The organism is Silvibacterium dinghuense (assembly GCF_004123295.1).
Lineage (GTDB): Bacteria > Acidobacteriota > Terriglobia > Terriglobales > Acidobacteriaceae > Silvibacterium > Silvibacterium dinghuense.
Genome location: NZ_SDMK01000005.1, coordinates 316803 through 336540, shown reverse-complemented (window position 1 = coordinate 336540; position 19738 = coordinate 316803). Strand labels below are relative to the sequence as shown.

Here is a 19738-nt window from a genome sequence, read left to right as displayed (position 1 = left end):
TCACGCGGAGAAACCCGCTGGCTGAAGTCGATTTTTGCACTAGACCGCATGGAAGCGCATTGTCTCCGCCGTCAGGCCTGGCCCAAACGACATGGCACAGCCATGCTGCCCGGAGCGTGCCTGTTGCATGATTCGCTGCAACACAAACATCACCGTCGCCGATGACATGTTGCCGAAGCACGATAGCACCTCGCGTGACGCTGCCAGTGCATCTGTCGGCAGCTCCAGTCCCTTCTCTACCGCATCCAGAATCGATCGTCCGCCAGGATGCACGGCCCACAGATCAATGCCGTCGCGATCCGCCATCAGTTCTCCCTCGTGCAGCGCGCGCGCCAGTTCGCCCGGCACCTGCCCGGAGAGCAGCATGTCGAAACCGAGCCCGCGAATTTTCCACGTAATCAACCCACGAGTCTCAGGCACCATCACCGCCTTGAAGCTGTCTAGCGCGAGCCCCTGCTCGTGGGCGGTAATCAGGCTCGCCGCCGCACCATCGGCGAACACGAGAAATGAGAGCACCTGCTCCAAATCCTGCGTCTCCTGAAAATGTAACGTACACAGTTCCAGATTCACCATGAGCACACTTGCTTGCGGGTCTGAGCGTACAATGTGGCGCGCCAGCTTCAGTGCATTGATCGCGGCATAGCATCCCATGAAGCCGACCATCGTGCGTTCCACATCGGTCGAAAGCCCGAGATGATCGATGATTTCAAAATCCAGCCCTGGCGCATAGAGCCCTGTGCAGCAGGTCACTAACACGTGTGTGATGCCAGAGCGTTCCTTCTCATTGAGCGCAAGCCGGTCTACGGTTTTTCTCATCAGCGCCGGAGCGCTCTGTTCAAACAACTCCATCCGTCGCGCCGTGTTGGGAAAGTTCCCTCGCCGATAAAATTCATGCGCATCATGAGATGAGGATTGGCCGGAACCTTTCTGCGGATCGAGGAACGAATAGCGATGTGCAATGTCGGCGCGGCTCACCATGCGGCGGAAAACCGTACGTAGCCGTGAGTCGGCAAGCATTTTCTCGGCGAAGACGACGAAGGTATCATGCACGTCGTGCTCTGGTACTGCGGTGGCGATGCGATTCAGATAAGCCGCAGTCATGCACAATGGGTCCTCAGCCCCGATAGTAGAGATTCGATGTCGCGTGTGTCTCTTGGTAGGCCGGACCACGATGAGGCGGCGACCCAGCGACAGTCGACTATTGGATAGAACAGATTCCTGGTTCTCATAGACAACAGTTGCTTGTTAAGACGGGACCCTTGTTCTTTTGATAGCACTTTGCTGGAAGGGAACAGGATGACGATTCGTTCATGGAGGACGCTGCAGCCTTCTGGGGCATGCGAGTTGCAGATCAAGATGTCTTACGATGACTCATGCGACTTCTTCTGGTCGAGGATGAACCCGAGATTCAGAGCTTCGTGAAGCAGTCTTTGCTTGAGGCTGGATACGAAGTGCATACGGCGGAAGACGCGAACGCTGCAGCTCAGTTGGCGTCAAAGTACGCCTACCATGGCCTCATTGTTGACTTAGGGCTTCCGGATCAGGATGGTATCGACCTGATTCTTCAACTTCGACGCAATGGTATGAGCAGCCCCGTATTGATACTTTCAGCCAGGAGATCGGTCGACGACAGGGTCAAGGGGCTGGAACAAGGTGGGGACGATTACCTGACAAAGCCATTCGCACTCGCAGAATTGCTGGCAAGACTGCGTAACCTTTTGCGACGCAATCTTGCCGCAGGCGATGAGTCGACCCGCCTCCGCGTACTGGACCTGGAGTTGGATTTCATCAGCCGTAGGGCATCTCGCGGTGGAGAAGTTTTAAATCTAAGCCCGCAAGAATTTGCACTTTTGGCATATCTATGTCGACATGCCGGGCGTGTTGTTACTCGATCAATGCTTCTCTCCGAAGTCTGGGGAATGCGGATTCAACCTAACACGAATGTCGTTGATGTGCATGTCTACCGCCTGCGCGGCAAGGTGGATACAGAAGGTCGTGAGCCGCTGATCAAGACCTTACGAGGTATTGGCTATGTCCTCAAAGACCGCTAATCCAGTCATGCATAGCGCCGCATGGCGTATCTCTCTCTGGGCAACGCTGGCATTTGCTTTTGGAACTATGCTGGTCTTTGTGATGCTTCACCGCTTCGTCGCCAGCGACATTCAGCGGAGAAGTGACGCTTGGCTCTCCGGAGAGGTTGCGGTCCTCGGTGATGTTGCCGCTAGAACGCCAAAGGACCACCTCTACAGTAGGGTCGTGAGAGAAGTAGCAGAACTTGCGAGCAGAGAAGTACCGGATAAACTTCCCTCTAACGGGAATGAGAACGACTCCGTTTTTTTTCTCCAGGCTGGAGACGACGGCGCTTTAAAGCTTTGGGTAGGCGCCGGTGACGGGCTGCCAAACCTGGCCGCGATTCGCGCACGCAAGCTTATTTCCGATGCTCCCTATGACTTGAATGTCAGAGGATTCAATCATCCCTTTCGAGTAGCATCGGCACGGCTCGATGATGGGAGCCATATTTATCTCGGGCTTTCGGAGCGAGATGAATTGCGTGTGCTGAGGAGCCTCAGCTACCGTTTTTTCTGCCTCTGGCTGCTTATCGTGCTGTTCGGTTCCGCGATTGTCTTCTGCGTGACCAGACGTATGCTGGGTCATGTTCGCAGGATCACTGAAGCTGCATCCAGGATTGGGCAAGCTGATTTGAGCAGCAGGGTTCCGGCCAGCAATCGGAACGACGAAGTAGGGCACCTGGCACAGACGCTCAACCGCATGCTGGACCGGATAGAAAACTCGATGCATCAACTGCACACCATGACTGGGGCAGTTACCCACGATCTTCGTAGTCCCTTGACGGCAATCCGGGGAAAGCTGGAGATCGCCCTGTCAGGCGATTTAAAGATCGAGCAAAGCGAGCCAATCGTTTCGGCCATTGATGAATTAGATCGACTTACGGAGTTTCTGGATACTTCGCTTGATGTTGCTGAAGCGAAAGCGGACGCGCTTAGGCTTTCTCTCACAGAAGTCAACCTTGATGAACTCATTCGAGTCATGATTGATCTGTACGAGCCTTGCATGTCAGAGAAGGGGCTTCGAATGAATTTGCGCAGCTCTGGTCCTGTCCCCGTATTGGCAGACGCAGCTCTTCTGCATCGAGTGATCGCAAATCTTCTCGATAATGAGCTTAACCATTTGCCCGCCTCATGCACGGTTTCCATAACACTTGGTGCAGGTGAAAATGCTGCGACCCTGATTGTGGAGGATGATGGCCCAGGATTTGCTTCGGAGATAGGCCCGCATATGTTCGAGCAGAGAGTAAAAGGAAGAGGTTCCAAAGGGCATGGCCTGGGACTTGCTTTTGTTGACGCGGTAGTACGTGCGCACGGAGGAAAGGTAGCGGCGTCGAATCGTCCGGAGGGAGGGGCATTACTGTCGATTTCCTGGCCTCGTGAGGCTGGAGTGAAGATCGAAGCGCCTCACTCTCTGACGGTCGCCAATCGATAAAAGCTCCTCGCCTACTGCGTCGGTCTCACTGATATGGAACTATGCGAATAACCGGCCATCATTAAAGAAACCAAAGATATCCGACAAATCGGCACTCTCACCATGTTTGAAATATCCCGTGGTGGGTCAGTTTGAAATCGGTCTGGAAGCTCTCAAGAGAATCGCCGATGCCTTTGAAAAGACTCTCTCTGATCTGCTGGATGGAATTTGAGGAACGTCTCTACCGATAATCGGTTATGCCATTTATTGAATTTCAAACTGACCCACTACCGAAAATTCCCAAATGATAACTATTTTAGAGAGGAGCCACCGATATCGGGGTGAACTTTCCTTACGGTGTTTTCTTTTCTCTTTCAATAAGTCCAACCCATCAGGACCGAATTCGAATAGGAAACTCGCTACTCATGTGACTGGCTAGACCAACAGAACTCCATGTTTTCCAAGAACCCACGACGTAAAGGTTCTGCCTGGCTCGAGAGACGGCGACGTTTAAGATGTTCGGTGTCCCCGCAGCCCACTCTCGAGCACCATTCTGAGATTCGGCAGGCGCCCCTAGCAGCAATATAACGGTGTCGGCCTCGCGCCCTTGAAATGTATGAATCGTACCCACATGATCTTTCAGCCACTGTGTGCCATCACGGCTTAACATGCGTAGAAGATCCGGCCGGCTCCCTAAAGAACGAGCCATCTCATGCACAACGATGCGGAAAGGCGAGATTACGAAGACATCTGGGTTTCTTGTCACCGATGCCAACCTGGTAAGCAGATCGATCACAGCTCTGCCTTCCGCCGGAGACCATTTCGAATCAGCTTCTCCCTCTACATCGATCCATGTTGATGCTCCAAGCACAGCCTCAACATCCAGTTTCCTGGGACCAACCACCTGCACCATCTGGCCGGCATAAGCGATCTTGTTCGAGATTGAGAACATCGGATTCTGGCAGCGGCGATGCACAAGCAATGGGAGACCTACGCGCCTCTCTTCCGCAATGGCTTCGAAGCTTGATTGATAGCGTGAGGCACGATCCGTAAGCGTCTGCGTCGAGGCCGCTGGAGCCGTCCAATCCAGTTCATTCACTTTGAAGAAGTCACAGATGTCTGCGTTCAGACGCTCCGGCAGCGAGACCACGGGCTGTATTTGCAGAGGATCGCCTACAGCGATAGTGCGCTTTGCTCGTAAAATTGCGCCGACAGCAGCTTGCGGTGTAGCCTGACCAGCTTCATCAATCAGTAGCCATCCCAGAGTATTCGGAGGTAGGGCACCGAGCATTCGTTCAACCGAGGCGAATGTCGTCGAGAGTACCGGCACAACAAGGAAGAGTGTGGACCAGAGATTGCCAAGTAATCTGCGCCGCTCTTCGTTCTTCTGCATCCCCGTACTTGATGCCTGAAGTGCACCAAGGTTGTGGAGAATCCTGGAAGCTGCGGCATCGATGAAGGCACGGTGGAGGGCCAGAGCGGCAATAAAGAGATTTTCACGCTTGGCGTTCACCGCTTCCGTAACCCAGGGCGTTGATTGATTCCAGCTTACGTGTCCCTCCTGAAACTTCTCTTCATCAATCATTCGGTCACCAAGCCGGGTGCGGTGCTCGGAGATGAGTTGTGACCTTGCAGCGAGTTGCCCCCGTTCTCTCTCGAGATCCGTTTCAAGAACTTGTGCTTTCGCAGCAGCAAGCGAACGGGCACGGTCTGCTTTCTTGAGGTCATCTTCTAATGCGGTTAACTCCCTTGTTGCCGAGTCCAACGGTCTTCGCCAAACAGCAGCTTCCTCTGCCCAGGCCTTTGCTTCGTCTGTACGTGCCAGACGTGCAAACAACCCAGGGCGCAAGCTCTTGTGCCGATTCCAAGCTGCTGAAGCTTGCGTATGGCGTGCAGAGGCTTGATCACGCTCTTCACGAAGTGTCTCCACTCTTGCGACAAACTCGTCACGTTCTGCTTGCAGGCTCTCAAGTTCCCTTTCTTTGCCAGCTAACTGACACCTGGACTCTCCCAGCGCAAGGCAAAGAAGGCGCACCTCTTCAAGCGCCTGCAATTCAGCGTCTATCTCTGACTTGAGAGTGAGAAATCGTGTTCGTGCCTTTGACCAATTTTCCTTCGCTTGTTGCGGAGAGGGCGGATGCTCCCTAAGCACAACTTCGGGAGTTCGCTTCTCGACGACGCCCGTAGCCGGATCTCGATTTTCGATCAGAACGGAATGCCCCATTGCAGTCTTGAGATAGGTTCTGAAACCGCGGTCCTCGTTCCACCAGAACGCCTTCCAGAAAGCCGATCGATTGCCTTTATTGCCGAGGACGGCTGCGATCAACCCCCATGTCTTCACTGGCTCCGGCGCAAGACTTTCCTCTGTCGCTTCTTCCTCTTGCTTGCGCGGGCCGTGGACGAGGTCGCTGATCGACTTGAAATAACTCAATTGCTCACGTGAGTGCGCCACTGCGCCTTCGGCGGGCAACTCCTTGCTCACATTCTCGACCGCCTTGTTATTGCTGGAGGCAACCAACATCTCATGCCCCTTTAGGGCGTCATCGAGCTGGTAAATGTTGAAGGAAGCCTTTCCCGCTTCGACGCGCTCCTCGGTCTTCGTGAAGGCTTCTCTGGGGTCATCGAAGGTGCTCATGGCAACAGCTCGCTCAAGAACACACATGGCGACAACGTCCCGTAGGAGCGTGGTCTTTCCTGTGCCAGGGGGCCCATTCACCGCAAGAAGCCCTTCCTTGCCGTTCAGTTCTTGCCCGATCAAGTTCACCGCAGCCTGTTGCAGCATGACGAGTGATCTGCCTTCTCCGGCAGGCCACTTGGCAGCGGGAATCTTCGCTGGAGCAACCGCCCCTTCCAAAAGAGCATGGTCCTTGAGCACATCCAGCGGATTGCTCTCCGATACCGCGCCAAGATACCGCAGGACATTGGTCGGAGCCGTCCCGCTCTCGATATGACGCGCAACGCGAGCCAGATCGTGGAGGAAGAATGAGTTGAGAAGCAGAGCCTCCGGCTGAGTCTTCGACCCGGCCGGAAAATGGTGGCGCAACACAAAGGTCGGGCGTTCGATCAGCCCATCTGGAACCTGGCACTTCTCGACCAGCCATTGATATGCCCGCTCCATCGTCTCGATATCGAGTGGAATGGGTTTCCCGTCGGAATCCACTCTATGGACGATCGCATCCAACCCGCGCTGCAACTCCTCCTCTACTTCCGGCCAGCTTCCAAGCTCCTTCAACTTAAGCTGAAGCGCAAGAGGAAGCGCCCATGGAAAGCTGGAAACCGTGATTGCCTTCTCGGCAAGCACAATGCCATCCCTGTTCAGCAAAACTTCCGCAGCGACCGCCTTCTTCTTCGAGGAGCGGACTCTTGCCTCGTCATCGCCGAAGACCCTGATGAGAGCCTCAGTGGCTGGATCCATCAGCATCGAACCGAGGATGACGCTATAGAAGACCTGCTTTCCTGGCGGAGGCTTTGTGGATGTGGTCCAGGGCAGTGACCCATCCTCAAAGCGGACTACCCGGTTCCGATCACCGTACACAAGATCGTGCGACGCGTTGTAGGTTGCAGGCGAGAGGGCTTCGAGCGCCGTCCATGTATTGAGGATGGCCGTTGGTTCGTTTTTGGTGTTGCCAGTCACAGTCGACGAAGATGCTGGTGACGGTGACGTGGGGCGCGCGCGACGAAGCCCTGAGCCCATGTCCAATCCGTTGCCCCCTCTGAGGGTCTGATTACCTCCTCATTTTCGCCTAATGCCGAGAAACGGGTTACGAAGTGGGTGTCCTCTCTTTCGAACACTTCCCGACAGACTAACCGCACTGGCGGATAATGCCTTGCGCCTAGCGAGGGGTGGACAACGGTTCTCCGCAGAGACTGCACAAATCGATATCACTCCGATTGGCTACCTGGTAATCGACCAAATCACGCCACGCTAACCACTTTAATTGGCACGATTTTTGCAATTGGCGCGATTCGTGCTCTAATTGGCGCGATAATGTAATTCGCGCCAATTAAGCGAGAGATGAATATGGCGAACCGCCGTGGGGATGAGATTGCAGAGAACCTCGCGGCTGTCGTGGACTTCATACGGCAAAGCGCAGATGGCGCACAGAGTGGTCAAATTGCCGACGCTCTGAAGGAGATCCCTCAGCGAACTCTACAGCGTTGGCTGAAACGCCTCGTGGAGGAAGGAAAGCTAACCCAAGATGGCAAAGGGAGGGCCGCGCGATACCGGCTTCCTAAGGGGCTAGAGGAACTAGAAGCCACCCCCCGTCGGCAAGCGCAGATAGAACAGGTAAAGTCAGAAGAGGCGGTCGTGCCTCTCTCCGCCGAAAGTGAAAGGATGCATAAGTATCTACGGCAGCCTTTCTCTGCCAGAAAAGCGGTTGGGTACAACCGTCAGTTTCTTGACAGCTACCGTCCCAATACAAGTTTTTATCTCACTCCCAAAGAGCGGGAGCACCTGGCACAAGTAGGCAAGACGACAACTGAGATCGAAGCGGCCGGGACGTATGCCAAGCAGATTCTCAATCGCCTGCTCATTGATTTGTCGTGGAACTCCAGCCGACTCGAAGGCAATACCTATTCTTTGCTCGATACTCGCCGTTTGATTGAATTTGGTGAAGAGGCAGAAGGGCAGAACAGGCTGGAAGCTCAGATGATTCTCAATCACAAGGATGCCATTGCATTTCTTGTGAGCGCAGCCGATGAGATAGGTTTTAACCGCTATACGATTCTGAACCTGCATGGGATTTTGGCGCAGAATCTCTTACCGGACGAGGCAGCTCCTGGACGCCTGCGCCGCATTGCGGTCGGCATTGAAAAGTCCGCCTTTCATCCTCTCGAAGTCCCGCAGTTGATCGAGGAGTGCTTCCATCAGGTGCTGGCAACCGCGCAAGCGATTCGTGATCCGTTCGAACAATCCTTCTTCGCCATGGTGCAACTGCCGTACCTTCAACCCTTCGACGACGTGAATAAACACGTATCCCGTCTGGCTGCGAATATTCCCTTCATCAAGGAGAATCTATCGTCGTTGTCGTTCACTGACATTCCGCGCTCGACCTACACGGAAGCCATTTTGGGAGTCTATGAGTTGAACAAAGTAGACCTGCTCAAAGATGTCTTCATCTGGACCTACGAGCGCTCAGCTGAGCGCTACGCAGCGGTGCGGCAATCCCTGGGCGATCCCGATCCATTCAGGCAGAGACATCGCGAAGCACTGCGTCAACTGGTGGGCGATGTGGTGCGGCGACATATGGATAGGAAAGAGGCAGCTTCCTATATCGCGCAGTGGGTGCAGGACAATATTTCCGCGGACCAGCGAGGCAGATTCAGGGAAACGGCAGAGTCTGATCTTCTCAACCTGCATGAGGGAAATTTTGCTCGTCTTCAGGTTCGCCCCAGTGAATTCGCTGTGTGGCAGACCGCGTGGGAACACAAGGAATTGGTCTTCACGGCTCCGGAAGAACGATACGACTTCAATCGGGATGCAGTCGTGTTCTGGGGCCAAGACCGAACAGAGCGGATACGGTGTGTGATCAGCGAAGAAGCGCTACATGATCATTTTCAGGGTGACAGGAAAAACCAAATTCAAGTGTTTCGAGAAAACCGTGAGGCCATAGAGAATCTCGCGCGACAAAAATATCTCTCCGGTCGCATCGAAACGGACGGAACTGTCCTGATAGGCACAGCAGATATCCCCTACTGAGAAGAAATACACGCTAATGAGGTGGTCAGACGAGATCTAGCATAACTATGCAGTGATAAAGAACACGCCTCATCCATGTTCCAGCACATGACGCAGTCGGCTTCCTTGCGAAGGAGCCAGCGCGCAAACTGAAAATGCCGGCCAATCTACGCGAGATCGATAAGACAGTGCCGACGTAGAACCAGTTGCGTTCTGTATTCTTGGCGCTTGATCTTCGCGACCGGATTCTGATGATGCTCGACATGACTAACGCTCTGCGGCCGAGCGAATGATTCGCTTTCCGCTGGCTCTGCTTTGAGTACGAGGCGTAGTACACGCTCGAAATCAAAGAGACCCTCTGAAAGGGTAAGATCCGTCCCTTCGGTAAGACGAAAGGAAGCCTTACGGTCATTCCGATCGCCGAGGATCTGGCGGATGAACTTGCAGCATGGCGCCGGATCAGCCAGGAGCAGTACGACAAGAAAAAGCGCAAGCGTGGTTTGCCGCCTTCAGACCCGCAGGCGTTTCTCTTCCCGATTCCACGCGGTTCGTTCATAGATACGGGGAACTATCGCAACCGTGTCCTGCGCAAACTGGCGGAGAGGCTCGGCTTTCCCAAGCTCACCTTCCAGGTCATCCGGCGGACGATCGCCACATTGGCCAAGGACAAGGGGCACATCAAGGACATTCAGGAAATGATGCGTCACTCGCGAGTGGCCACCACGACCGATGTCTACATGCAGTCATTGCACGAGGGCGTACGCTCTACTGTTAACTCGATTTACAACGAGCTAATGGACACGGGAACCTTGGGCAAGGACGGTGCGGGACGCAGAATGGATGACGCCGCTAGAGAAAGCAGAGCAGCAAATCCACCGCGTGTCCGCGGCGTGGTTTTGGAATTTGCGACAAAGTCGCGGAAGGGAGGAGCAGCTAAATGCTTGAAATAATTGGTGGACCTGATCGGGATCGAACCGATGACCTCTTCCATGCCATGGAAGCGCGCTCCCAGCTGCGCCACAGGCCCACATAAGGAAGGACTTTCTTATTCTGCTTGAGGAGGATGCCATCCGTCAAATATGGGGAGAAGCAGCAACCCTTCTTCTATCACTGGCATCGGGAATGAAGTAATGTCTTTTCGCAATCTGTATCGTCCCGCCCCTTTTGTCTCGCGCTCTACCAGGAATACGGTCTGTCTTCTTGCCTTGCTGATGGCAGTTCCGGCCGGAGCGTTTGCGCTTTCGTCTCCAGGCGGCCAGCAGCAGGCCAGTGGACAGCCGGCAGGCAATTCCGCTCCTGGCGTACCGCCCGCCGGTGCCGTGCGCGTGATGTTGCAGCCCGCGCTCGATGCGGTCGGGCAGATGATCGGCACGCTCGACACCGGCCACTGGAAGGCTCCTGGCGAGGTGCGCGAGGAGACAGACCGGAACGTGGCTTCGATTCAGCGCGACCTTTCGGACACGCTGCCGGGGTTGCTGGCGAAGACGGATGCAGCGCCTGGTTCGGCCGCGGCGGCCTTCGCGGTCTATCGCAACGTGGATGCGCTCTACGATGTGCTGCTGCGTGTGGAGCAGACGGCGGAGCTGGCAGCGTCCGACCGGGAGACCTCGGCTGTTTCTTCGGCGCTTGCGCGTCTTGAGTCGAGCCGGCGGCAGCTGGGAGACGGGATCGCGACATGGACACAGAATCAGGAGAGGGATCTGGCCCGTCTGCGTGTGGAAGCCGTGCATCCAGGAGCTCCGGCATCGAGCGCGTCGGCGTCATCGAAGACATCGGTGGTCGACGATGGTCCGGCTGCGCCTGCTTCCCGGCCGAAGAAGAGGAAAAAGCCGGCAACGCAGACTCCGGCGCAGACTGCCCCCGCTCCGCCATCCACGCCCTCCAACTGAAGAGCTCTATCCGGCGCCGCTCGAAGTCAGATCGAGTGCCGTGTGCTTTGGGCGGAGTGAAGCGCAAAAAATTGGCCTGAGACCTCTCCTGACCAGGTGCGGGACAGGGGTGCGCAACCTCTATTTCCAGGTTTTTTTCTGGATGGGAACCTAGCCCTACCTTGTTGGTGTCTAAGCAGGTAGAGTGAGCGAGACACTCGGCCGCCGGCGGCAAATTCCCGCGCTTACTCGCAGGAGGCTTTGTCTTCCTGCTACTGTAGGAGGAGCTTCCAGATGCAAGTGGGAATTGCCGTGGGAAACCTTGCCAGCGCTATCGGAGTACGGCAGGAAGAATCTGCCATTGTTGCCCAGTTACAGGCTGGCTCAGAGGAAGCGTTCGCGTGGCTGATCTCCACCTATCATCAGCCGGTCTACAGCCTGCTTGCCCGCACCATTCCGCTTTCCGCTGACGCCGCCGACCTGACGCAGGAAGTCTTCGTCAAAATCTACCGGGGGATTTCGGGTTTTCACGGCGATGCCAGCCTGAAGACCTGGATCTACCGCATCGCCCTGCACGAGGCGTCGAACCAGCGCCGCTGGTGGTCGCGCCATCGCCGTCAGGAAGTCACGATTGAAGCGGAAACCGGCGAATCGAACGACGGACAGGCGCTGTGCATCAAGGACACGCTCATGGACCCGGGTGAATCTCCTTTTGAGTGCGCTGAGCGCTCGGAGATGCGCGCGCGGGTCGAGGCAATTCTGCGCGAGGTGCCGGAGCCGTTCCGCACCGTGGTTGTGCTGCGTGACCTGGAAGGATTTGCCTACGAGGAGATTGCCGAGATCCTCAATGTCAACCTCGGCACCGTGAAGTCCCGCCTGCTGCGCGGACGGGCCAACCTGAAGGCGCGGCTTGCGCCCCTGGCGGAGTCGGTGCGGAAGCGTCCGGCAGCCGTAGGGCGGGCCGGTGTCCTGGCGGCATCCTTCACCGCCGAGGAGGCACGATGAGCCACTGCAAGAGCACAAAGGACCGCTTTTCCGAGTACCTGGATGGAGCGCTGACCGGAGTCGCCATGCAGGAGGTTGCTGCGCATCTGGATGGCTGTGCGGAGTGTGCGGAAGAGTTTTCGTCCTGGCGGTCGATGCAGCAGGAGCTTGCGGATCTGGGTCCTGCCAAGGCTCCGGCTGATCTCGCGCTGCGCCTGCGGGTGGCTCTCTCCCAGGAGAAGGCAAAGACGCCGAAGCAGAGTCTGGCGCGCTTTCAGGTGCAGTGGTCGAATACCTTTGCGCCGTTTCTGCTGCGGGCCTCGGCTGGCTTTGCCAGCGCGGTGCTGCTGATCGGCACGGCGGCTTTGCTGATCGGCGCGTTTACCTCGCCGGACCCTGTCGAGGCGAGTGCGGACTCGGACGATGGTGCGATCAGCGCGCATTTTCTTTACTCGATGACCGAGTCGAACAGCGCGGGGTTCAGCGGCGACACGGCAGCTCCGATCGGAACGCAGCCGCTGCATGAGCACGGCAAGGCTTCCGTGGTGGTGACGACCGATACCTCCAACCCGGTTGTCTTCGAGGCCTTCGTGAACAGCGAGGGAAGAGCCTACGACTACCGGATCGTCTCCGGGCCGACAGACTCCCAGGCGCGGGCGGCCGTGGAAACCCTGCTGCTGTTCAGTGTCTTCGAGCCGGCGCGGGTCTTTGGAGAGCCGGTACCGGGCGTGGCTGTGATGACGCTGACCGGCGTGTCGGTGCAGGGCTAGCGAGGGTGTAGAGGATAGAACAGCAAAAGAGCGCCCGATCGGGCGCTCTTTTGCTGTCTGGACTCGACTGTTTGTCGTTGGGACGCTGGGCCATGTCCACATATGGGTGCATGGAAGATGAAAGGTTGACCAGTGGCTTCTCATCCCTCTCGGAGCACTCTTCTTCTTATGTTGTCATCCCGACCGAAGCGAGCCAAAGGCGAGCGAAGTGGAGGGACCTGCGGCTCCCACTCAAGCCAACCGCAGGCTTGAATGGGCCACAGCCGGTCTTTGCTCGCGACCAAAGGGAGCGGGGATGCGAAGCGCAAAAGGCCTGGACGGCCAGTCCCGCTCTGCACGCAGCAGAACCGCAGGTTTCTCTGCTGCGCAGGACGATATAACTGTCCCGCTCCGGTCGAAATGACAACGCGTTGCCTTAGCTGGATGTGGATGCGTCCTAGGAGCCTTCGATGCCGAAGCGTTCGGCCATTTCTTCGAAGAGGAAGCCTTCGCCGGGGCGGTAAGGCTGTATCCACTCTCCATCGATGACGAACTGCGGAATGGCCCGTTTTCCCACGTGGAGCAGAACCTCGGCCGCGGCTCCGGGCGTCTCCTCGATGTTGATCTCCGTGTACGGAATCTTGTGTTTCTCCAGGAAGCGCTTGGCGACGCGGCAGTCGCGGCACCAGGGAGCGGAGTAGAGAACCAGGTCCATGCGGCATATCTTAACCGCTCTTTTACAAATTGAAACAGGGCAAAATGACGCGGCCGGCGGGAAAAACCGGCCGCGAAGAAGCTATTCCAGGCGGAAGACGACGCTGACGGTGGTCTGAACTTCCACCGGCTGTCCGCTGAGCTGATAGGGCTGGTAGCGGGCACGGGAGACCGCGTCAACGGCTGCACCGACGAGCATCGGGGGGCCGCTCACGGCATGGGCATGGATGACGGTACCGTTGGTCGAGATGGTGGCCTCGACAACGACGGTACCGGAGATGCGAGCCGCTTTCGCGATCGCGGGGTAGACAGGCTGGATCGGGTTGAGGAGATGTCCCAGAGCCACGCCTTCCGAGATGCGCACCGGTCCGGAGGGATGGGCGGGTTTGGCGAGCGTTACGTCGGGCGGCTTGCTGCCGGGGCCGTCATTGAAGAGCTGAGCGAGGTTGCGGGTGTCCCCCGAACCGTCACCGATGGTCGCCCCTTCGACGATCGGGGTATCGTTCGGCGCCGATGAGTCGCTGGTGATCGGGTGGATGTGGGTTGGCGCGGTGAGGGCATTGAGCAGCGCGGGAACAGCGCGGCTGATGGCAGCGGCGTGGGGCGCCTGCGGCGGGCTCGATGGAGGCAGTGGCGCGGTAATCAGCATGGTGAGAGCACGCGGCGGAAGCCGGTCCGGATGGATCAGCGGCCACATGGCGAGAGCGGCGAGGATTGCCCCCTGGACCAGCAGGGAAACGAGAGCAAGGCTGCGTCGACTGGTATGCAGCCGGCCGGTGGATTCGACAAGACTATCTGCGAACATCTTCCCTCCCGAATGATTCGAGAGAGAGCGAGACCTCTTGATCCCTTAGACACCAGGGCGCAACCCCGGGTGCCCTGTGTCTCGTCGCTTCTGAGACGTGGGAAGGCATCGGCATCCACACTCGAGACATGTCATCCCGACCGGAGCGAAGCCCAAAGGGCGAAGCGGAGTGGAGGGACCTGCGGTTCTCCGAGCAGTGGCTACATAGAATGGCAGCATGACGCGACTAAGCGCAGAAGAGTTGAAGCAGAAGCTAAGCCTTGAGCCGCATCCGTGCGAAGGTGGCTGGTTCCGGCAGATATGGCAGGCGGACGAGACGATCGCGGGCGAGAGCCTGCCGCCGCGGTATGCCGCAGCGCGGGAGCAGGAGCACGCTGCGCGGGTTGCAGGCACCTGCATCTACTACCTGCTCGAGCCAGGGACCTTCTCCGAAATGCATCGCCTGGCCTCGGACGAAATCTTCCACTTCTATTACGGTGACCCGGTAGAGATGCTGCAGATCGCGCCCGACGGCCGCGCGGAGCGCTTCCTGCTCGGTTCAGACCTGGCCGAAGGACAGCATTGCCAGCTGATCGTGCCGAAGCACACCTGGCAGGGCTCGCGGCTGGTCACGGGCGGAGAGTGCGCGCTGCTCGGCTGCACCGTGAGCCCAGGCTTCGACTACGCAGACTATGAGTCCGGTACGCGAGCCAGTCTGGCAGGGAAGGCCGGAGAATTCGAGGATCTGCTGCTGGCGCTTACACGGGAGTGACGCTCCTGTCGCTCCCATCCACTTGACTTGTCATTCAGACCGGAGCATACCGGATCTCCGGGCGCCTGCTTCTGGCGCGCTGGAGTGGGGCAGCGGAGAGAGGGATGAAGCTATCTTGCTTCGGCCGAGATGACATAGATTTATCTCCGGAAGATAAGCCTGCCAATAGATTCGGGATGGTTAAACTATTCGTCTGATAAGTTCTATTGAGCAATAATAGTTATTAATCTTGCATGCCAATGCAGCAGTTCCGCACTCACCCCTGCGCCGCAGTCCGCCGATCCCGGAAAAACTGCCGCAGCATTTCTCCGGCCTCGATGCCCATCACCCCGCGAGAAATCTCCAGCTGGTGATTTAGCTTCGGGTGATTGAGCACCTCGAGGACAGACCCGGCTGCGCCTGCCTTGGGATCGTCGGCGGCGAAGGCGACGCGGCGGATGCGGGCATGAATGATCGCCCCGGCGCACATGGAGCAGGGCTCGAGGGTGGTGTAGAGATCGCAGTCGGTGAGGCGATAGTTGCTGCGGTGCCGGGCGGCTTCGCGCAGGGCAATGACTTCCGCGTGAGCCGTCGGGTCGAGGTCGCGCAGGACGCGGTTCTGTCCCCGGCCGATGATCTCGCCTTCAAACACGATGATTGCGCCGACGGGGACTTCTCCGGCATCGGCGGCGGCCTTTGCCTCGGCCATGGCCTCCCGCATCCACACTTCTTCCGGAGTCATGGGCAGGTGTCCACCCAGCGCCGGAAGATGCCGATGATCTGTTCGAGTTTTTCCGGATCGCCCGAGCCTTCGAAGCGGTCATTCGAGATGGAGCAGGTGAGCCATTCGCCGCACGGCGTATCGAGGCTGATGCGCTGCGGGCCGACGTGGGCGGCAGTGGTTCCGGCCAGCTCGATGGTCAGGCTCAGGCCGGAGTTGTCGAGCGTGCGGAAACGCATGCCATGGCGATGCTCCCAGTCGCCGTCACACTGGTTTTGGTACCAGTCTTCCAGCCATTCGAGATTGTTCTGCCGCATCCCCACCACTCCAACGTCTGCTGTCGTCTACTGTAATGCCCGCGCTCCGGATCAGGGATGGCTCTTTTGTGGGGATCGGGTGGGGAACAACGCCTCCGGACAGTCCTGCCCAAAGGAGGAGAAAGAACCCGGGTGGCCCATACAAGCCTGCAGTTGGCTTGTGTGGGGAAGCACGACCCCGATTCCGGCGATCGTGGAGAATCCTGTCCCCCACCCGGGGCAACGGAAGCTCGAGTGGGCCACTGTCAGGGTTTGTGCTTTCCCACGTCTCAAAAGCGAGACGTGGGGTACCCGTATCGTTGCTACCCCACTCAAGCCAACTGCGGGCTTGAGTGGGCCACCCAAAGCTTTACGCTCTTATCTGAGCCCTGAGCCCTGAGCCCTGAGCCCTGAGCCTTAGGCCGGCTGCTGCTGGGTCATGCAGTGCAGCGCGCCGAGGCCCCAGATGAAATCCCCGCAGTGGATGCCGGCGATCTCGCGATCGGGAAAGAGCCCGGCGATGATCCCCAGCGCCTTGCGGTCGTTGGGATCGTTGAAGGTTGGCACCAGGACGAGATCGTTCGCGATATAGAAATTGCCGTAGCTGGCCGGCAGCCGCTGTCCGTCGAAGACGACGGGCGCGGGCATGGGCAGCTCGACGATCTCGTACGCCCCGCCCTGGAGATTGCGGGCCGCCTTCAGACGCTCGAGGTTTTCGGCCAGCGGCAGGTGGTTCTCGTCGTGAATGTTCGGCTCGACCACGGTGACGATGACGTTCTCCGCCGTGAAGCGGGTAATGTCATCGACATGGCCGTGCGTGTCGTCGCCGGCGATGCCGCGGTTGAGCCAGATCACCTGGTCGATGCCGAGATAGTCGTGAAATACCTTTTCGAGATCGGTCCGGCTCAGCCCGGGGTTACGCTGCTGCACTTCACTCAGCAGGCACTCCTCGGTTGTCAGCAAAACACCCGCGCCGTTGGTATCGATCGACCCGCCTTCGAGGACTATGCGGTGATCCCCAAACATCGGAACCCAGCGCTTCATGCCGAGATGCTCGGCGGCGTAGGCCGGAATCTTCTCGTCGTTCAGGTGGTTGGGATACTTGGCCCAGCCGTTGAACTGCCAGTGGGTGATGGCCAGCTCATCGCCCTTCTTGACGAAGATCGGGCCCGAGTCGCGCGTCCACACGCGGTCGGTCTCGACCTGGTGGAAGTGTACGCGAGCGAGATTCGCCCCGGAGCGCCGGAGGATGCTCTCGGCGCGCTTCTCGGCAGCCTCGTGGTTGACGAGGATATGCACCTCTTCCACCTGAGAGAGGTGGCGGACGATGTCGGCGTAGACCCAGGGAATGGCCTGGAACTTGCCCGGCCAGTCGTTGGGGTTATGCGGCCACGCGAGCCATGTGGCCTCGTGGCGCGCCCACTCGGCGGGCATGCGGAAGCCGTGCTCGCGCGGCGTACCTGTGGCTACCGTCATTTGCCGTCTCCGGGTGTCGTGCCGTCGAGGAAGCGGTTGACGATGGGCTGGTAGGCGTCGATGCGGCGGTCGCGCAGGAAGGGCCAGTTGCGGCGCGTGTCTTCGAGCAGCTTCAGGTCGACTTCGCCGATCAGGATCTCTTCCTTGTCATGCGAGGCCTTGGCGATCAGTCGGCCGAAGGGATCGGCGATGAAGCTGCCGCCCCAGAACTCGAGCCCCGGGCCTTCGACGCGGTTGCCGTTGACGTCGCCGTTCTCATGGCCCACACGATTGACCGAGGCGACGAAGAGGCCGTTGGCGATGGCGTGTGCGCGCTGGATCGTCTGCCAGGCGTCATACTGCGCGACACCGAACTCTTCCTTCTCGGAAGGATGCCAGCCGATAGCGGTCGGGTAGAACAGGACATTCGCGCCGTGCATGGCGGTGATGCGTGCGCCTTCCGGATACCACTGGTCCCAGCACACAAGCGTGCCGATGCGGCCGACGGCGGTGTCGAAGGCCTTGAAGCCGAGATCGCCGGGCGTGAAGTAGAACTTCTCGTAGTAGAGAGGATCGTCGGGGATGTGCATCTTGCGATACAGCCCGTTGATCGAGCCGTCCTTGTTCAGGATGGCGGCGGTGTTGTGATAAAGACCGGCGGCGCGGCGCTCGAAGAGCGAAGCGACGACAACGACCTTTTCCTCGCGGGCGACGGCGCCGAGGCGCTCGGTCGAGGGGCCGGGGATGGGCTCGGCGATATCGAACAGCGCGTGGTCTTCGCGCTGGCAGAAGTACTGGGCGCGGAAGAGCTCCGGCAGGCAGACAATCTGGGCGCCTTCACGGGCGGCCTCGCGGACGCGGTCCGCGGCCTTGTCGAGATTGGCTTCGGTGTCGGGGCTGCAGGACATCTGCACGAGGCCGATCCGGTAGTTCAGTTGAGAGGGCATTCCTGTTGGCTCCTTCATCTCTGGGCATAACTCTGGCCGGCTGCCGCCAAGGCGACGCCGGACGTGGAAATCGCCAGCGTATCGCAGGGTGGTTTCGGTACGGTAAATCGGCTGGGACGCCGGCTTGCAGGCAAGAAAATCGCGGCCCGTGGCCGCGTGCCTGGAAACCGATTCCGGAGCCGGTTCTCGCTTGCCGGAACCCTGCTTTCCGGTCTTTATATGATACGGCACCGCCGCCCCCGGATTCATGGACTGCTTCGCGCAGGGCGGGACTGGCCGTCCAAGCCTTATGCCTTCGGCCTCCGCTCCCTTTGGTCGCGCTTGAGATTTGTTCTTCCTGAACAGGGAGAGGTACGCGGGTGCCCCATCCAGGCTCCGCTTGGGTGGGAGACTCAAACTCCTCCGGGTGCCCCACGTCTCGCCGTTGAGACATGGGATTTTTATCTGAGCCCTGAGCTAAATTTCATCGCTACGCAGAACATGACAGCGGGTTCATGCATCTCACCCCGAGGAAACAACATGTTTCCTACTTTTCAGGAAGAAAGAAAACAAAGCACGATGCAAGCGGTAAAACCCACCCATCAATTTCTTCTCGACGAGGACCAGGAGGCACGACGCGCCGAGTTGATGGCGTTTATCGGTCCGAACGCAGACAAGTTTATGCCCACCTACGACAGCATGAGAGCCCGCCTTGTTGCCCCGGCGGGAGGCAAAAAACCTAAGATCATACGCGGCTTTGTTGCCGCTGCCTTCTTCCTGGGCCCGGTGTGGTTCCTCTACCGGAAGATGTGGATGGTCTCGCTTATCATCCTCGGTGTGGTGGTCGTGTTCGCGCTTCTGCCCATTCCCGGAGGAAATCGGATAGGGCTGCCGATCGGCATCGCGCTGGCGATTTCCGGCAAATACACCTATGTCGAGCATGCGATGAAGCGCATCATTGCGCTGCGCGGAGCGAGTCCGGTTGCGGATCTCAGCGTACTGGCCAAAGAGGGCGGGGTATCGAAGCCGGCGGGCTACATCTCCGCAGCCGCCCTGGTGGGGCTCATGATCCTGATGGTCGCGCTGGTGGTTCTTTCCGGTCAGGACCCCAACGCATTCCGGTAGGCTCTGTCTGGGTGGGAAATCAGCAACCCAGAGTCTGAAGAGACTCCTGTGGCCCATGCAAGCCAGCCCGGGCTTGCATGGGCCACCGTCAGGGTTGATGGCCGCGGGTTTGTAAGGGATACCCGATCTGCTTTTACCAGCCATCTACCCGGCGGTGCTGACATCCCGGGCTGCCCTGCGTCTCTTGAGAAAGCACGATCGCCGG

General features: G+C 58.3%; 17 protein-coding genes and 1 tRNA gene. 9 read left to right on the top strand and 9 right to left on the bottom strand.

Annotated features, from left to right (window positions below):
* Window positions 1–39: 39 nt before the first annotated feature.
* Entirely contained in the window at window positions 40–1101 is a 1062-nt protein-coding gene (locus ESZ00_RS19180) for a type III polyketide synthase (protein ID WP_129210007.1), read from the bottom strand.
* Between the two features lie 272 nt (window positions 1102–1373).
* On the opposite strand from ESZ00_RS19180, the gene ESZ00_RS19175 reads away from it, so the two are divergent.
* Both ESZ00_RS19175 and ESZ00_RS19170 read left to right on the top strand, forming a co-directional pair.
* Window positions 1374–2051: a winged helix-turn-helix domain-containing protein gene (locus ESZ00_RS19175; protein ID WP_129210006.1), complete on the top strand. Its 678-nt coding sequence runs from the start codon at window positions 1374–1376 to the stop codon at window positions 2049–2051.
* Window positions 2032–3501: an ATP-binding protein gene (locus tag ESZ00_RS19170; RefSeq protein ID WP_129210005.1), complete on the top strand. Its 1470-nt coding sequence runs from the start codon at window positions 2032–2034 to the stop codon at window positions 3499–3501. The genes ESZ00_RS19175 and ESZ00_RS19170 overlap by 20 nt, the downstream gene beginning before the upstream one ends.
* A gap of 370 nt (window positions 3502–3871) precedes the next feature.
* On the opposite strand, the gene ESZ00_RS19165 is transcribed toward ESZ00_RS19170, so the two are convergent.
* Window positions 3872–7114: a DEAD/DEAH box helicase gene (locus tag ESZ00_RS19165; protein ID WP_164981629.1), complete on the bottom strand. Its 3243-nt coding sequence runs from the start codon at window positions 7112–7114 to the stop codon at window positions 3872–3874.
* A gap of 387 nt (window positions 7115–7501) precedes the next feature.
* Here ESZ00_RS19165 and ESZ00_RS19160 point away from each other — a divergent pair, with 387 nt between their 5' ends.
* Window positions 7502–9181: a DUF1488 family protein gene (locus tag ESZ00_RS19160; protein ID WP_129210003.1), complete on the top strand. Its 1680-nt coding sequence runs from the start codon at window positions 7502–7504 to the stop codon at window positions 9179–9181.
* A gap of 350 nt (window positions 9182–9531) precedes the next feature.
* Window positions 9532–10110 (top strand): tyrosine-type recombinase/integrase, encoded by a 579-nt coding sequence (locus ESZ00_RS19155; protein ID WP_129210002.1) that lies wholly within the window; start codon window positions 9532–9534, stop codon window positions 10108–10110.
* Between the two features lies 1 nt (window position 10111).
* On the opposite strand, the gene ESZ00_RS19150 is transcribed toward ESZ00_RS19155, so the two are convergent.
* Window positions 10112–10187, bottom strand: a tRNA-Ala gene (locus ESZ00_RS19150).
* A gap of 103 nt (window positions 10188–10290) precedes the next feature.
* Here ESZ00_RS19150 and ESZ00_RS19145 point away from each other — a divergent pair.
* From ESZ00_RS19145 to ESZ00_RS19135, 3 genes are all read left to right on the top strand, one after another.
* A complete protein-coding gene (locus ESZ00_RS19145; RefSeq protein WP_129210001.1) occupies window positions 10291–11049 on the top strand; it encodes a hypothetical protein in 759 nt (252 codons plus the stop codon).
* A gap of 273 nt (window positions 11050–11322) precedes the next feature.
* On the top strand, window positions 11323–12033 hold the full coding sequence (locus ESZ00_RS19140) for a sigma-70 family RNA polymerase sigma factor (RefSeq protein WP_129210000.1): 711 nt from the start codon (window positions 11323–11325) through the stop codon (window positions 12031–12033).
* Window positions 12030–12782, top strand: a complete 753-nt coding sequence (locus ESZ00_RS19135) for a zf-HC2 domain-containing protein (RefSeq protein ID WP_129209999.1) — start codon at window positions 12030–12032, stop codon at window positions 12780–12782. Before ESZ00_RS19140 ends, ESZ00_RS19135 begins: the two co-directional genes overlap by 4 nt.
* Before the next feature lie 436 nt (window positions 12783–13218).
* Here the strand turns inward: ESZ00_RS19135 and ESZ00_RS19130 are convergent, their stop codons facing one another.
* Both ESZ00_RS19130 and ESZ00_RS19125 read right to left on the bottom strand, forming a co-directional pair.
* Entirely contained in the window at window positions 13219–13476 is a 258-nt protein-coding gene (locus ESZ00_RS19130; protein ID WP_129209998.1) for a glutaredoxin family protein, read from the bottom strand.
* A gap of 81 nt (window positions 13477–13557) precedes the next feature.
* Entirely contained in the window at window positions 13558–14280 is a 723-nt protein-coding gene (locus ESZ00_RS19125; protein ID WP_129209997.1) for an energy transducer TonB, read from the bottom strand.
* 217 nt (window positions 14281–14497) lie between these two features.
* Here ESZ00_RS19125 and ESZ00_RS19120 point away from each other — a divergent pair, with 217 nt between their 5' ends.
* Window positions 14498–15031, top strand: a complete 534-nt coding sequence (locus tag ESZ00_RS19120) for a cupin domain-containing protein (RefSeq protein ID WP_129209996.1) — start codon at window positions 14498–14500, stop codon at window positions 15029–15031.
* Between the two features lie 256 nt (window positions 15032–15287).
* On the opposite strand, the gene tadA is transcribed toward ESZ00_RS19120, so the two are convergent.
* The 4 genes from tadA to ESZ00_RS19100 form a co-directional block, all read right to left on the bottom strand.
* Window positions 15288–15752, bottom strand: a complete 465-nt coding sequence (gene tadA, locus ESZ00_RS19115; protein ID WP_129209995.1) for a tRNA adenosine(34) deaminase TadA — start codon at window positions 15750–15752, stop codon at window positions 15288–15290.
* Window positions 15749–16048: an immunity 53 family protein gene (locus ESZ00_RS19110; RefSeq protein ID WP_129209994.1), complete on the bottom strand. Its 300-nt coding sequence runs from the start codon at window positions 16046–16048 to the stop codon at window positions 15749–15751. Before ESZ00_RS19110 ends, tadA begins: the two co-directional genes overlap by 4 nt.
* A 396-nt stretch (window positions 16049–16444) precedes the next feature.
* Window positions 16445–17503 (bottom strand): agmatine deiminase family protein, encoded by a 1059-nt coding sequence (locus ESZ00_RS19105; RefSeq protein ID WP_129209993.1) that lies wholly within the window; start codon window positions 17501–17503, stop codon window positions 16445–16447.
* Window positions 17500–18429 (bottom strand): carbon-nitrogen hydrolase, encoded by a 930-nt coding sequence (locus tag ESZ00_RS19100; RefSeq protein WP_129209992.1) that lies wholly within the window; start codon window positions 18427–18429, stop codon window positions 17500–17502. Before ESZ00_RS19100 ends, ESZ00_RS19105 begins: the two co-directional genes overlap by 4 nt.
* A 519-nt stretch (window positions 18430–18948) precedes the next feature.
* Between ESZ00_RS19100 and ESZ00_RS20185 the strand changes: the two genes are divergently transcribed.
* On the top strand, window positions 18949–19533 hold the full coding sequence (locus ESZ00_RS20185; RefSeq protein WP_164981628.1) for a DUF2628 domain-containing protein: 585 nt from the start codon (window positions 18949–18951) through the stop codon (window positions 19531–19533).
* Window positions 19534–19738 lie beyond the last annotated feature (205 nt).

What these genes read in the sequence shown, in the direction of transcription:
- ESZ00_RS19180 (WP_129210007.1), bottom strand. Translation starts at nt 1,101, where the DNA reads ATGACTGCGGCTTATCTGAATCGCATCGCCACCGCAGTACCAGAGCAC.
- ESZ00_RS19175 (WP_129210006.1), top strand. Translation starts at nt 1,374, where the DNA reads ATGCGACTTCTTCTGGTCGAGGATGAACCCGAGATTCAGAGCTTCGTG.
- ESZ00_RS19170 (WP_129210005.1), top strand. Translation starts at nt 2,032, where the DNA reads ATGTCCTCAAAGACCGCTAATCCAGTCATGCATAGCGCCGCATGGCGT.
- ESZ00_RS19160 (WP_129210003.1), top strand. Translation starts at nt 7,502, where the DNA reads ATGGCGAACCGCCGTGGGGATGAGATTGCAGAGAACCTCGCGGCTGTC.
- ESZ00_RS19145 (WP_129210001.1), top strand. Translation starts at nt 10,291, where the DNA reads ATGTCTTTTCGCAATCTGTATCGTCCCGCCCCTTTTGTCTCGCGCTCT.
- ESZ00_RS19140 (WP_129210000.1), top strand. Translation starts at nt 11,323, where the DNA reads ATGCAAGTGGGAATTGCCGTGGGAAACCTTGCCAGCGCTATCGGAGTA.
- ESZ00_RS19135 (WP_129209999.1), top strand. Translation starts at nt 12,030, where the DNA reads ATGAGCCACTGCAAGAGCACAAAGGACCGCTTTTCCGAGTACCTGGAT.
- ESZ00_RS19130 (WP_129209998.1), bottom strand. Translation starts at nt 13,476, where the DNA reads ATGGACCTGGTTCTCTACTCCGCTCCCTGGTGCCGCGACTGCCGCGTC.
- ESZ00_RS19125 (WP_129209997.1), bottom strand. Translation starts at nt 14,280, where the DNA reads ATGTTCGCAGATAGTCTTGTCGAATCCACCGGCCGGCTGCATACCAGT.
- ESZ00_RS19120 (WP_129209996.1), top strand. Translation starts at nt 14,498, where the DNA reads ATGACGCGACTAAGCGCAGAAGAGTTGAAGCAGAAGCTAAGCCTTGAG.
- tadA (WP_129209995.1), bottom strand. Translation starts at nt 15,752, where the DNA reads ATGACTCCGGAAGAAGTGTGGATGCGGGAGGCCATGGCCGAGGCAAAG.
- ESZ00_RS19110 (WP_129209994.1), bottom strand. Translation starts at nt 16,048, where the DNA reads ATGCGGCAGAACAATCTCGAATGGCTGGAAGACTGGTACCAAAACCAG.
- ESZ00_RS19105 (WP_129209993.1), bottom strand. Translation starts at nt 17,503, where the DNA reads ATGACGGTAGCCACAGGTACGCCGCGCGAGCACGGCTTCCGCATGCCC.
- ESZ00_RS19100 (WP_129209992.1), bottom strand. Translation starts at nt 18,429, where the DNA reads ATGCCCTCTCAACTGAACTACCGGATCGGCCTCGTGCAGATGTCCTGC.
- ESZ00_RS20185 (WP_164981628.1), top strand. Translation starts at nt 18,949, where the DNA reads ATGTTTCCTACTTTTCAGGAAGAAAGAAAACAAAGCACGATGCAAGCG.